We start from the raw sequence: 13,474 nt of genomic DNA, 5'->3' as shown, positions 1-13,474 counted from the left end.
TTGTATCTAAGCGCAAGATGGACGATTAGCGACAAAATAAAGGAAACAAGTGCCTCCCGCATCAAAGATACTCTGTCGACATCCGCATCATCGCGCTGGCTCCGTTTCAACATTTGTCCAGATTGCTCTTCCGTCAAGACCGCGAATATCAAAGAGTGTCAGCGGTTTTATGTCGATTACAAGGCACGATCATATAAGACATCGGCCCATTATCCGAATGTTTTCACATGGCGAACTATTCCCGACTCACTCGATTTTAAAGTTTCACAATTTCTAACATTGGCAACAACTGCGGTGCGTATTTATGCTTCTTATCTGAAAGTCTCGTCTAGGAATACTCCACGTTGCGCGCCAGACCTGTGAACTGTAATGCGATCGCACGTGAGATGGCGCTCGTTAGTGTGATGTGGCAACCGATACGATACGTGGATTGTGGCATTGAGCTCGCGTGAAACTCTCTAGAATGGTTCCCACGTCCCGCAAATCTTCCTCTTTGTCCGAACATCGCACACGCCTTGAGCGACTCATCTCGTGGTTCAATACCTCTCCGCTTGTCCAACCGATCATTCTCATCATCGCGTTGATCATGGTCGCTGGTCTGACGTTCTATCTATATCCGCGCACGGAGGACGGCAACTCCGTCCGCGAGATCATCGTTGGCGAGATTGCGGTCGCACTCGTTGCTTTTAGACGCCAACTGCGGACGCGTCGGGAGAACCGCAAGATTCAGGATGCGGCCCCGCTATCGAGCATTACTTCAATTTCCTGTGTTCTACGGCGAACTTGGACCGCACCCTCGTCGTCGACGGCGAGGCACGAAAGGCCGTCCACATTGTTGCTGAGGGAATGATCCCAGAGGACCGCGGAGCAAGCGGCACCATCGACCCCAAGCGATCCTCCGATCGCGCCTTGGAAGAGGAACTCAGCATCTCTTTCGGAAAGAACGCTATCGGCGAGGTCACGCGTTCGGCGGCGACCGGGTTCTTCTTTGATCAGCTTCGTTATCAGCCATGCTTTGCTTACATTGCGCACCTCGACGTCGATCGAGACCAGCTGCAGGCCGGGTTAGGCAGCGCTCAGGATTCATGGGAAGTTGAGAAGCTGTTCTTCATTCGATTCGATCCGGAGAACGCGGAAGTGATCGCGCTCTTGCGTCACGAGCACCCCTATTTGAAGCTTGCATCGAATCATGCGCATGCGGTTTTGTGGTTCGCGTGCCTCTACGAGTTCGGATACTTCCGCATGAGGGATTATCTCAATATGCCCCTTGGTCGAATTGATAAGGGCGCCTATACGTCATAGTGCACGTCGACTAGTTGGTCGCGGTCGAGGGCGCGCCGAGGTGCGCACTACGCGAGTCAATACGGCGCGGGTCGTCATTAGGCAGCGTGTCGGAGCGTGGCCGAGGAACGGGCATGAAGCGTTCCTCAAGATCCCACCAGTGCGGCTCACCGATGGGCCCGCAGGCGTCGATTCGCCACAGCGTTCCACCATCAGACTCGGCAATCTTGGTAAATCCGCGGGATGTGTCGACGTCGTACAGACCCGGCCACGTGTCGGATCGGTTCCGCTTTTGATACACAATCGGATCATCCTCGTAGTAATACCGGATCCCGTACTCGCTGAGAACCCGACACACGTATGGATCGTCGTGAATGTCGCGGAAACTCTCACGCAAGAACTCACCATCCACATCTGAGGTGCGGGAATTGACTTGCGGGAAGACGACGTCAACGCGGCTGTACGCCGGCGCATAACCGAGCCCCGTCGTCGCGTCACCGATGATGAGCGAACCCGGAGGCAGGAGCTCGTCGAGCTCGCTCAGTAGCTCAATCTCCTCGCGAGAGTCGACGATGCGATCCGCGCCAAGTGGCGGGCGCGCGTCCTGATATACACTCCCCACGCGCATAACCACGCCCAAAACCAGCGATGCCACGACCGTACCAACGGCGATCACCGGTGCGTGGCGTTCCTTGGCTCCTATCCAGCGATCGACAAGTAGTGCGACGATCACCGTCGTAAAGATCATCTGGATCGCCATCGCTCGCTTGGGGTCGTGATACCAAATTCCCGCAATTGTGGAGAAGATATTCCCATCCACGTAGCTTCCAAAGACGATAAGCCACTGCGCAAACCATGCGATGACGATCCACCTAGCCTCCGGGATCCGCCACGCGACCCGGATGGCCAGGGCAACCCCGACGATCGCCACTAGGCCTAGCACCGCAACGCCGACGATGAGTGCCGTCGAGACATCGGCGAGCTCAGTGCGCAACGTGGCGATCCGTTCAGCGGTGTCCCATGAGCGCGGATGCGTGCGTTGGAGAAAGGTCAGTACTCGTGGGTGAAGTAAGAGAACCGATCCGGTGATCATGGCCAGTGCGGATCCGCCACCCACTATCAACCACGGCCTCGATTTTTCCCTCACACCACGGATTGTTCCCACGACGACGAGCACGGTTGCGAGTGGGACGAGCGGCCACAACGTGGCAAACACTGCGCCGGGGTGTGCAAGTCCCATGCCGAGAATAACTCCGAGGATGAGTGCAATGGGGACGAGGATCTCGCGTTTGCGCGAGACAGGAAGGGATCTCCTCATCAGAGCTCCCAATCCGTAGGTCACTGGTATCACCGCGATTGCGATGGCGTTAGGCCAAAACCCGCGTGAGACGCTCAGGAAATTCGGCATGTAAGGCAGGATGACTGCGATGGCAGGTGCAACGACCCACGCCCTCGGGTGACGCGGCAGGGCGGCGCGGACGAAAAAATCGAGGCTGGCAAGCCAGATGAGTGGCACGACCACATATGCAAAGGCGTGGGTGGCCGGCATGATGTGGCCGTTTCCAAACAGTGCAAGAAGCGTGTGCCACACGATCGGATAGGTCGACGGCATGACACGCACGCCGTGATTGGCGCCCATCGCTTCCGTCGGAGACGCGTTGCCACTCATCACGATCACGTTGACGCCGTTGTAGTGAAACATCGGATCAGCCTGCGAGCTCGGTATCGCAGGCGCCGCGAGCGCCAAGATGGGGACGATAAGGAACAACGCTGCGATCGCACATATGGCGATATGTGCCCAATGTTGGCGAACCGTCATGGCTCGCTCGTTACGCCACAGCGAGTTAATCGCCTCCATGGCGTGCAGGCGGCCAACGGCGCCGGCAATGGCAACAGCAATCGCGAGGGCTATGAGAAAGGTCGGCCAACCCCACGCGATGTCCAGCCCTCCGAGGACGAGTCCGCTAACGCCGACAATCGCGAACGTCAACGCGGGCGCGATGACGATCGCGAGGTAGCGTGAAGCGCCCAGCGCTCGGCCAACCGCGAATCCTGGCACGTAAACAATCGCGCAGACGGCGAGGATAATCGGTAGATAACTGATCCAGGGAACGAGGTATCCCACTACTGTTCCCGAGCACGCTCAAGGGCTGCTAGGACTGCGGCGGATGCCAGTGTTCCGGTCCTCTTGATAGATCTGTTGGCTCGCACCCAGCCTTCGAGTCGCTGCTCCGAATAGTCTTCGCCATGATCGACCATGTGGGCGAACGCGTCTGCGACCGCCTCGGGCGCGTAGTCGACGGCTCGTCCCAGACCGCTGTCCGCAATATCGCCTCGAGCAAGCCCTACCCCGCTGTAGATAACTGGCGTGCCACACGCCAGAGCGCTGAGCACCTTCGTCGCATAGGCGAAGTCGTAACCGGCTCCCGGTTTGACAGACGCGAGTGCGCTCACGGCCGTCCGTTGCCAGCGAGCAGCGAGCTTAGGTGGAAGATTGTCGAGAATAACTATTGGCTCACATTTGATTCCGCGATCACGAGCCTGATCTGAGAGTCGGATCGCGATGTCTTCAATTTCTTGTACTGCCACGCGTCCAAAGAAGACGAGTTGCGCATGCGGGTTTGATTGCCAGAAACGTTCGAACCCCCGCGCAAATACCTCAGCTCCGTGCCATTCGGAGGCGTTTCCGGCGTAGACGAAAAATGGCTCTTTCACGCCGTGGGCTACGAGTTCCGCAGGGGTGAGTTTCTGAACCTCCGTATTGAAGAGATCCGTGTTGACCCCGTTAAACGCCACGTCAACGTAGCGGCCGCCAAGCTGACGAACTCGATCGGCGACGTCGTCGGATACTGCGATGACGCCGGCGGCGCCGCGGATGACGAACTTTTCGACTTGGCGCAATACTGTAACGATCAAGTCCGGAGCTCCCGTCGAAGCCGCCGCATCAGACCAAATATCGGCCGCATACCAGACGTATGGACGCCGGCGAATACCTGCGGCGATCCGGGAGAAGAACCCCGTCGTCGGCGGCGGCTCAACCACATAAATATCGGGCGCCGGCTGCGTGAGTATGTGAACAAAAGCCTGGAGATCGAATGACAGATAGGGGACGTATCCGCGCACGTACCCGTTCTTATCACGGATCACTCGCACCCGCGTGATCGAGGGATCAGTGTTCTCCTCGCCCGGAGCGTCAGCCGTGATGACACGAACCTGTGCGCCGGCTCGAGCGAGACCATCACGCAGGGCACTCAATCGGAAGGATGCAGCCGCCGGTTCGGGCGAAAAAATGCGGGAAACGATCTGCACTTTCGGGATGGGCACGTGCGCTCCTTCGTCTCTTAGCGGTGTGTGCGTTAACAGGTATGATACCTGCATGCCTGCAACTAACCGCATCCTCGTCGTGTCATTCTCCCCCATTTATCGCGATGCACGAGTACTCCGTCAGATTTCAGCGCTTGAGCACGTCGGTGAGGTCACGACCGTCGGTTATGGTGATCATCCGGCAGGTGCCACCCATCATTTTCAGATCCCGGACGGGAACGCGTCCCTGCCCCAAACGATTCCAGGTGTCCTCACGCTCGGACTACGCCAGTGGAAGCGGGCTGAAATGGCAGCCCCTGCCTCGAAGAGAACGGTGGAGCTCGTGGGCGACCGCCGCTATGACGTCGCCGTCGCGAACGATGCCCGTGCACTTCCAGCCGCGTTCGCAGTGGCTAACGGAGCCCCCGTCGTCGCCGATCTCCACGAATGGGCGCGGGGCGAACGAACCCACGTGGCGGCATGGCGAATCCTCGTGTCGCCGCTGATGGATCACATCTGCCGGGAGTACTTGCCACGTACGTCAGCGGCGTCCACCGTTGGCGCGGAAATCGCAAAGCTATACGAGCGCGAGTACGGTGTACGCCCTCAAGTTGTTCGCAACGCCGCGCCCTTCCACGACCTCGAGCCAACACGTGTCAGCGACGATGTGATCCGCCTTGTCCATACCGGCGCAGCCAACTACGGGCGAAACATCGAGGCAATGATTGAGGCAACCATTCGCGCGGGCGAACGGTACACGCTCGACCTTTATCTCGTTCCCGCCGCAGACGGTGGCGCGTACCTGAAGACGCTCAAGGAGGCGGCTGGAGGTAATCCGCGTGTGACGTTCCACGATCCGGTTAAACCCCACGAGATTCCCGACACGATCAATGAGTATGACGTGGGAATCTTCTGGATACCGCCCTTTTCTACCAATGCTCGTCTGACCCTGCCGAACAAGATCTTTGACTTCATCCAAGGGCGCCTAGCTGTTGCCGTGGGGCCGTCGATTGAGATGGTCAAGGTTGTCAATGATTACGGCATCGGTGTTGTTTCCGAGGATTACACGGTGGAATCGATCATCGAAACACTTGCGTCGATTACTCCCGACCAGGTCCGCGCGTGGAAGTCGGCCACGAACCGCGCAGCTCATGAGCTCAGTTTTGAGCGCGAAGCGCAGACAATCCAGTCAATGGTACGGGGCGCGCTTGAACCCACCGCGTGAGTTCAAGCCAAGTTAGCACTTAGCGCGAGTAGCCAAACGGTGGTGCGATAATCGTCCTCATCCGGTCACGGATGGACCACCACGAAGGATCTTCCATATCACCCGGACATGTGATTTGCCACAGGCGTGCGCCGTCGACTTCTTCAACGAGTTCAAACATGTCCCCTGCCGTGTCAACGTTGTACAGGCCGGGCATGCGCTCCGAGCGATCGACGTTCTGATAATTAATCGGGTCGTCTTCGTAATAGTAACGAATGCCGTACCCGGTGAGGATCTGGCAGACGCGCGGATCGTATTCAATGCTCCGGAAGTCATTGGCCAAGATGTTGCCATCGACGTCGACCCCACGAAGGTTTACCTGCGCGAAGACGGTATTGACCACTCCGTACGCGGGCGCATATACGACGCCCGTGGTCGGATCACCGACGATAATCGATCCGGAGGGCACGTACTGATCAAGATTGGCAATGAACTCAAGTTCCTCGCGCGAGTTGAGAATCTCGTCTTCGCCAAACCGAGGCTCCGCGTCCGCGTAGACCGTGGGCTTCTTGTAGAGGAATGTGGCGCCTGCGAGCCCGATAACGAGGGCGAGCGCGGATGCTGCCACGAGCGCGGGCTGCGCATGCACGAAGTTCGCTTGACCCTCGATTGTGCGTTCGAGTTCACGGTTCGTAAGACGCTTGCTCACCCACCCGATAACTTCTGCGACTGCAAGAGCAAGTATGAGTGCGAGGAAGATCGCTTGAACGGAGAACAGTCGGTACATGTCGTGGTACCACAGGCCTGCAAGCGATGTCAGAATGCCAAGAGGGAAATAACCGCCCAGGATGATAAGCATCTGCATCCCCCAGGCGAGGCCGATCCAGTGGAGGTGCCGGTGGCGGACGACCACTCGGAGACCGATCACAAGGGCAGCGACGATCACGATTCCTACGCCGGCAAGCAGGATTCGATTCTTTCCAACCGGCCAGTTCGCCAGCGCGGAGACGAGCCGCTCCGGCAAATCCTCCCACCCTCGCGGGAGCTCTCTGCCGAGGAAGGAACGGATCTTCGGAATACTGGCGAGTACAACGGCGACCGCTCCGAGTGCAAAGACCGCGAGGACGCCCCCGATCACCCATTTATTGCGCGTCATGATACGTAGTTGTTCCCGAATGAAGCGTGCGGTGACGAGGATGGCTGTCGGGGTCGTCACCCACACGAGGGAGAACAACGTGGACGGATGCGTGGCAGTTACACCAACGACGCCGACGGCCACGGCTATAAGCGCGACTCCGAAGACATCTCTCGCGGACTTTTTCTCGTCCCATTTATAGCGGTGATAAGCGGCGATGGCGCCGCCGATGACGGCCGGAGTGGCCGCGAGCGCGAGTGAGTTCGGCCAGAAACCTTTCGTGACCGTCAGGTACCCCGGAAACGCCGGGAAAGCAATCAGCATGACGGGCACGAAGAGCGATGCAAGGCGATGGTGCGGAAGAGCGGTGACCCCGAGGTACGTCATTCCGATAATCCATACGAGCGGGGTGACGACGAAGGTCAGCATGTGCGAGGCGGGAACGATATTTCCAATAGACGCCACGAGCCCGACGATGCCGTGCCAGACCGCCGGATAGACGGTGTCCTTAATCCGAATCCCGTGATTGGTGTCCATCGCACCGAACATCGAGGCATCTTTTCTAATGAGGACGCTGTTGACCCCGTTGTAGTGGAACATAGGGTCAGGACCCCAGTTCGGCACGTTGGGATCCATGCGGATCATGATCGGAACGATGAGGACGAGAATGACCACCGTGACGACGCCGAAAGCCAGTGCCTTGTTACGCCGTGGGAATGCCCCATAGGGTGCTTTGCTCGTTTCAAAAGAACGCGGGATGTGGTGCCACGCGAGTGCCGCCACCAAGATGACGATCAGAGCAAGAAGTGCGAAGCTCGCGCGAAACCATCCAATAGATACATCTTTGAGAAAGATTGCGCCGATTCCCACGATGGCGAGGGTCCACGACGGCGCCATGGCAAGGGAACCAAATCGAGGCAGTCTCAAAAGCCGAAGGGCAATGTAACCGGGTATGAACAATACGGCGATGAATGCGATGAACAGGCCGCTATATCCAACCCAGTCGGTCAAATAGCCCACAATCAACTCCGTTTCGTACTGCGCATGGCTCAAATTCAATAGTCTGCCCGATTGACCGCGGAGCCACAATTAAATCAGATTACCAGCGGTGTGAGATTAACTGCCTCAGACGTCAGAGCAACGAACCGCCGCGCACGGATCAACGCTAGACTAATGAACCATGAACGAACCGTGGCAAAAGATGTTACACCTTGGCGACCCGGCGTTCACGGCCACTGTGCTCGTCAACGAAGCTCGCCGTCGTGGCTACGACTGGACCGTTCTCCAGTGGGCGACTACTGAGCAACACTCCTCGCGTATCGCCACCCTCGTACACAAAGCGGTGCGCGGCGTGGCGTGGGAAGCGAACTTCGCTCGGCATCGGATTCGCCACCCGCTCATTCACTTACACAGTTCGCTTGCTCTACCCCACGTCTCATGGGCTCTGCGCACATATGCGCTCCATCTTCACGGCACCGATATACGAACTCAGCAATACAAACCGGAGTTCCGTGAGCGCGTTCTCACCGCCGTTAGAGACGCATCAGTGGTGTACTACTCAACGCCTGACATTCGCGAACACACTCTCCCACACCGACCCGACGCGATCTTGGCCCCCGTGCCAGTCGCGGCGAGTTCTACGCCGCTGGGAGCAGCCCCCGCTGATCTCGAAACTGCGGACTACATCTTTTTCACCTCACGGTGGGAAGAGGTTAAGGGCGGCCAATTCCAGATTGACTTCGTGCGTGCGCTCAAGGCACAGGTAGGAGATTCGATCAGGATTGTTGGTCTGGACTGGGGCCCGAACGCTGACCAGGCGCGGGACGCTGGGGTCCACCTCATTCCGAAGCAGCAATACCCTGACTATCTGGCAATCATTGCGGGCGCCCGGGTAGCCATTGGCCAACAAAGTGGAGTGATGGGAGCATCCGAACTCGATGCTCTGGACCTCAATGTGCCGCTGGTCTCCCCTCTCAATCCTGACTGGTATGACGGCTCCTCGCCTTCACTTGTGGACCCACCCGTCCTCGGCAGAACGGTGGCAGTGGACGACGCCGATGGGCTTGCCCGAACCGTCGCCGAAATTCTCAACTCCGAGCACCTACCCGACACCCATTCGTGGGTTCAACAACACCATTCGCCTGGGGCAACTCTCGACGTCGTTCTTCGCGGTTACGAACACTATCTCTAAGGATTTACATGAGTAAGGATCTTCTCCTCGTATTGACCGACCACTTCCCCTGTGGAACGGGCGAAGAGTTTTTCGGAATGGAACTGCCCTATCTGGCACAGGTCCATGACGAGATCATCATTGTGCCCGTCCGTCGTTCTGTTAACGACGACATCACTCGGGAGGTTCCCGGCAACGTCAGGGTTGTGCGCCCGGCATCCGACCCCGGCATCAACAAGTGGCAGAATCTCGTGCGCAAACTACCGCGCATCCTCACCTCACAAGAGGGTTTCGTGGATTGGCGAAATGTCACCGCGCCGCGCAAACTACTGGCGGATCTTGTGTTTGCGGCCGAGTGCCTCGAAAAGTATGACCGAGTCTCGAGCGCGCTCAAGGATGTGGATTTGAGCGCGTACAGCTCAGTGGTGCTGTACTCGTACTGGATGTATTACGGCGTCGGTGTGGGGCGCCAGCTTGCGGTCAACGAGTTTGACCGGGGGCCCACAACTCTGATGTCGCGAGCCCATCGTTACGATCTGGACGAAGGCGTAAATCCGTCCGGATATCTGGCGGCACGCCCATATTTTTCGCGCGTCATGAATCGGGTATGCGCGATTTCGGATACAGCTGCCAGCTTGTTGCCGCCGCATCGCTTTCCGCGCCAGGACAAGATCGTTGTGCGCCGCCTAGGAGTTCCCGAGCAGCCGGCGGTGGAGCGTCGTAGTCCGGAGAACTGGATCGTGTCATGTTCTGGTACCAGTCCGGTCAAGAGGCTCTCCCTCCTGATGGACGCTGTCGCAGAGGTCGATCGCCGTGGCACTCCGATTCGATGGACGCACATCGGTGGTGGCAACCCGGATGTACTCAATGATCTTATTTCCCGCGGAGCGCAGCTCAGCGAGCAGTCCTCGGTTGAGCTGCTTGGACAGCAACCCAGTGATTTCGTACGAACCTATCACCTTGATCCGGGCATCTGTGCGTTCGTTAACGTATCGAATAGTGAGGGTGTCCCGGTGACGATTATGGAGGCGCTGGCCAGCTCCCTCCCCGTCATTGCAACGGACGCGGGAGGCACATTTGAAATTGTGCACGACGGCGAAAACGGCACGCTCCTAGCGCTGAATCCGAGCGCGCAAGAGATTGCAGACGCCATCGAGAAGCATTTTAAGATGGGCTCGGAAGCAGCGCGTGACCACGCCGCAAACGCTCGTCACACCTGGGCAACGATGTCCGATTCCGAGCAGCTATACACCGACTTTGCGCGTGAGCTCAAGGAACGTCTAACGGCTCAACGTCAAAAGCGTTAGTCACTCGTTAGTTTCTCAGCGACTGTCCTTGCACGACTCTCCCACGTGTGCTCGTTACGCGACATGCTCGCCTCGCGCGTATACGCGCGTACGAGCTCAGGGGTAGCTTCCCAGCGGCCAAGGAGCTCATCGATCGCGTCTGCCGTGTACTCGATCGCCTCGCCGATACCCGCCGACGTGGCGAGCTTGCCCGCGTACGTGCCTGCCGTGGCCACCACAGCCTTGCCGTGGGCTTGATACTCGTAGAACTTCATCGGCACCGCAAAACCCCAGTAGTCGTCGGGCTCCACAAAAAGGACCCCTGCATTCGTCTCGTCGTAGAGCTGCCGGAGCCCCTCGCCAGATTCATGGCGGACGACGACGTTGTTCGGCAACGGCTCGTAGTCGGCGCGCATATTGTGCCAATTCGCTTCAGGCACGCACAGGGTAAGCGTGATGTTCGGATGCGCAGCCATCGCGGCGATCATGAGATGGAGCCGATAGTGGGGTCCAAGACCTCCGACGTAAAGCAACTTCAGAGGCTCAGGTTGCGCTGAATCAACGGGCTCAGAGCCAGGAGGAAGCTCGGATACTCGAGATAACTCCGGCAGGTATGAAGCCATCGGAATGGACGGTAAGAATACGTGAGCGCCAATCGACTCCAAGAGCTTCACGTCGTAGGTATACGCGGCCGTATACAACGATGCTTTGATTCCTCGCCGCGAGCCAGTCTTGTCGGAGAACTTCCAATAGACGTCGCGATAGAACTGACCGAGTGGGATGCCAGCCTTCTTGAGAAAACGGAAGATGCGTGTCTCTAAACCGGGCAGGATTCCGTCCTTGATCGGCGAAGCGAAGAGGTTGGGCTGGGTGGAGTTCTCTGAGTACGCGAACTCCGGCCTGACCCCTGCTCTCAGGAGCGCACGTAGCTCCCGATAGGCGCGTGCGCGATCCTTGGGGCTACCGGACAGGTCGATAACCCTGTGGGTGGCGCGAAACGCTTCTCTCATCTTGCGCGGGCGAACCCGGCTTGCGGAGTTAGCCCGAGCAGGAATCTCAAACGGCGCATGGAACACCATCGCAGGCCGAGCCCATATATCTTTGGCCTGGCGAACAAGTTCCGGGATCTGTGCCAGGATCTCGCCGTCGATGTGGCGGAAATCGTCGGTGCCAACGTACTCGTTTATCGTGTCCACATCATCGACGGTGAGTCGGAACGTCGCGTGTCTAACCGCGTGCCGAACCGTAGAACCGAGATCACCTAAACTCTCCCAAGTTCCGGCCAATTCATCGATCACAACAATGAGTGGCACGTTCTTATCCAAAGCCGCGGTGTACCCGGCATTGATCGCCTTTTCTGAGCCCATTGCGACCACGGCGCTATAGGGCTCGGAGTTCCCGGAGGTACTCCCGCGACGGACGCGTGCGTCGCTGTCAAGGGTGGCGGTACGGTCGCCGTCGAACAAGCGAATCACGCGACCTCCTCAGGATCTTGAGAATCGAAAGCGGCAGCGGCACGATCTGCAAGGATCAGATTGATGATCAAGAGGCCTGCCATAATGAGACCAAGGATCGTTAACGTGTCCATAAACGGCAAGGGTGATAGAAGAAGCCAGCTCAGGGGCGCCGCCGCAAACACGATGGCAAAGGCGAGCATCCAATGCTGCTTTGAGGTCACCACGAACACCGTAGAAATAGGAGAGGTTACAAGCTGAAGGGCAAGCCACGGCGTCAAGGCACGTGCGATATCTCCAGCGAGATCCCACTGCTCTCCAAACACGAATGGGAAGAGCCACGGCGCGATGATGTAGATGGTCCCGAACGGTATTGCGGAAAGTAGAATCGCCCTGCGGATCGTTATCCGTATAAGCCTCTGCATCGAACCTGGTGTGATGTCTGCGAGTTCGCGATAAAACACCTGCTGAACTGCGCCATTAATAAGACCGATCGGCACTTGGAGCACTCGCCACGCGAGATTGAATTGCCCCACGAGGCTGAGGGCGAACGTTCCGATAATCATAACAATACCGTTGGTTCGCACAGCATCTACGAGCGCGTTCGGCAGGTTAAGTAGCGGCATTTTCTTGTGCTTAGCCGCCACCTGTCTGATCGTCGGAGCATCGGGACCTGGATTCTCGCGAAACTCTTGGGCCTTTGAGTTCAGCCAAAAGAACGCGAAAGCCTGCCCCGCCATGACTCCGAATAACAGACCCGGCATACTACGTAGGCCAGCCAAGCCAAACGCGAGCTGGCCTCCTGCCGAACCAATCGTCTGCTGAACTCGGTTGCGGGCGATGATCGTGTACTCGCGCTTGCGGTTATACCAATACTGAAGCAGGGTCACCTGCGCTAGGAAAAACACGGTTAAGCCGGCAAATGGCATCCAGTTGGCAAGTTCTTCGTCGTCCCAGATGGAGATCACGACGTCTTTAAGTAGGAAGGCGAGCAGCGTCGTTGTCAGTGATACGACGATGACACTACGGGTCGCCAGCTTTCCTATAACTCGTGCCTCGTCGTCCGACTTTGGAAGCACAACGGTCATGTCGTATCTCAACGCCGCGATTGCGGCGATAACAGCCGTGATCGCACCGTAAATTGCCATCTGGCCAAAGACCTCTGGCGTAAAAAGCCGGGCCGTGAAAATAGATATAATGACCGCGATCGCTTGCGACAGCGTCGTACCCGTCACCAAAATGAGGATGTTTTTAAGAATGGGGGATCCCTCGGACTTAGCCCGAAGCCACTTGCGCAAGCGGCCCATACGTCCTCCTAGACTTGACGATTCAGTTGATTGTATTCCGTCAGCCTAATGCTGACCAAGAAACCTCGGTTCTGTGGCCGAGCGCTCACATTTCCCGCATGAAGGATCGAACATGGTAACCATTCGGAGAACACTTCACTTTGCACTTCTCGCCACCCTGCTTCTCGTGGGATTTACGGTCCCGACGCAGGCGGTTACGCCGAGCTAATGCCGGTTAGAGGTGATACGCATCAAAAGGGCGGCGGTCATTTCGACCGCCGCCCCTATATTCTTTCCGATGCGCCTGAATTTAGATGTACGTTCCGTCAGGTTGCGGGAAGAAGCCGATGTGGCT

Annotated in this window: 9 protein-coding genes; 4 read left to right on the top strand and 5 right to left on the bottom strand. The window is 57.7% G+C overall.

Translation table 11 applies throughout. The features are described from left to right. The first annotated feature begins 783 nt into the window (after positions 1–783). Entirely contained in the window at positions 784–1,302 is a 519-nt protein-coding gene (locus ACHFFR_RS00320) for a hypothetical protein (protein WP_394262276.1), read from the top strand. 10 nt (positions 1,303–1,312) lie between these two features. Here the strand turns inward: ACHFFR_RS00320 and ACHFFR_RS00315 are convergent, their stop codons facing one another. Together ACHFFR_RS00315 and ACHFFR_RS00310 are read right to left on the bottom strand one after the other, a co-directional pair. Beyond that, complete coding sequence (locus tag ACHFFR_RS00315; protein WP_394262275.1) at positions 1,313–3,406, bottom strand: DUF6541 family protein; 2,094 nt, start codon at positions 3,404–3,406, stop codon at positions 1,313–1,315. Beyond that, the gene (locus ACHFFR_RS00310) at positions 3,406–4,605 is read right to left on the bottom strand and encodes a glycosyltransferase (protein ID WP_394262274.1); all 1,200 of its coding nucleotides are present in this window, start codon (positions 4,603–4,605) and stop codon (positions 3,406–3,408) included. Before ACHFFR_RS00310 ends, ACHFFR_RS00315 begins: the two co-directional genes overlap by 1 nt. A 52-nt stretch (positions 4,606–4,657) precedes the next feature. Between ACHFFR_RS00310 and ACHFFR_RS00305 the strand changes: the two genes are divergently transcribed. Then, complete coding sequence (locus ACHFFR_RS00305) at positions 4,658–5,809, top strand: hypothetical protein (RefSeq protein WP_394262273.1); 1,152 nt, start codon at positions 4,658–4,660, stop codon at positions 5,807–5,809. Between the two features lie 19 nt (positions 5,810–5,828). Here the strand turns inward: ACHFFR_RS00305 and ACHFFR_RS00300 are convergent, their stop codons facing one another. After that, entirely contained in the window at positions 5,829–7,943 is a 2,115-nt protein-coding gene (locus ACHFFR_RS00300) for a DUF6541 family protein (protein WP_394262277.1), read from the bottom strand. A 160-nt stretch (positions 7,944–8,103) separates the two neighbouring features. Here ACHFFR_RS00300 and ACHFFR_RS00295 point away from each other — a divergent pair, with 160 nt between their 5' ends. Together ACHFFR_RS00295 and ACHFFR_RS00290 are read left to right on the top strand one after the other, a co-directional pair. Further along, positions 8,104–9,114 (top strand): hypothetical protein, encoded by a 1,011-nt coding sequence (locus ACHFFR_RS00295; RefSeq protein ID WP_394262272.1) that lies wholly within the window; start codon positions 8,104–8,106, stop codon positions 9,112–9,114. Positions 9,115–9,122: 8 nt separating this feature from the next. Further along, positions 9,123–10,400, top strand: a complete 1,278-nt coding sequence (locus ACHFFR_RS00290; RefSeq protein WP_394262271.1) for a glycosyltransferase — start codon at positions 9,123–9,125, stop codon at positions 10,398–10,400. Here ACHFFR_RS00290 and ACHFFR_RS00285 read toward each other — a convergent pair. Both ACHFFR_RS00285 and ACHFFR_RS00280 read right to left on the bottom strand, forming a co-directional pair. Continuing rightward, positions 10,397–11,854 (bottom strand): glycosyl transferase family 1, encoded by a 1,458-nt coding sequence (locus ACHFFR_RS00285; RefSeq protein ID WP_394262270.1) that lies wholly within the window; start codon positions 11,852–11,854, stop codon positions 10,397–10,399. The two genes, ACHFFR_RS00290 and ACHFFR_RS00285, sit on opposite strands and share 4 nt — an antisense overlap. Continuing rightward, a complete protein-coding gene (locus ACHFFR_RS00280) occupies positions 11,851–13,140 on the bottom strand; it encodes a lipopolysaccharide biosynthesis protein (protein ID WP_394262269.1) in 1,290 nt (429 codons plus the stop codon). Before ACHFFR_RS00280 ends, ACHFFR_RS00285 begins: the two co-directional genes overlap by 4 nt. Positions 13,141–13,474: the final 334 nt, after the last annotated feature.

Source organism: Trueperella sp. (assembly GCF_043424875.1).
In the GTDB taxonomy this organism is placed as follows: Bacteria; Actinomycetota; Actinomycetes; order Actinomycetales; family Actinomycetaceae; genus Trueperella.
Note: the sequence above shows the minus strand (reverse complement) of the source record. Positions and strands in the feature narration are given on the sequence as shown.

What these genes read in the sequence shown, in the direction of transcription:
- ACHFFR_RS00305 (WP_394262273.1), top strand. Translation starts at nt 4,658, where the DNA reads ATGCCTGCAACTAACCGCATCCTCGTCGTGTCATTCTCCCCCATTTAT.
- ACHFFR_RS00295 (WP_394262272.1), top strand. Translation starts at nt 8,104, where the DNA reads ATGAACGAACCGTGGCAAAAGATGTTACACCTTGGCGACCCGGCGTTC.
- ACHFFR_RS00280 (WP_394262269.1), bottom strand. Translation starts at nt 13,140, where the DNA reads ATGGGCCGCTTGCGCAAGTGGCTTCGGGCTAAGTCCGAGGGATCCCCC.
- ACHFFR_RS00290 (WP_394262271.1), top strand. Translation starts at nt 9,123, where the DNA reads ATGAGTAAGGATCTTCTCCTCGTATTGACCGACCACTTCCCCTGTGGA.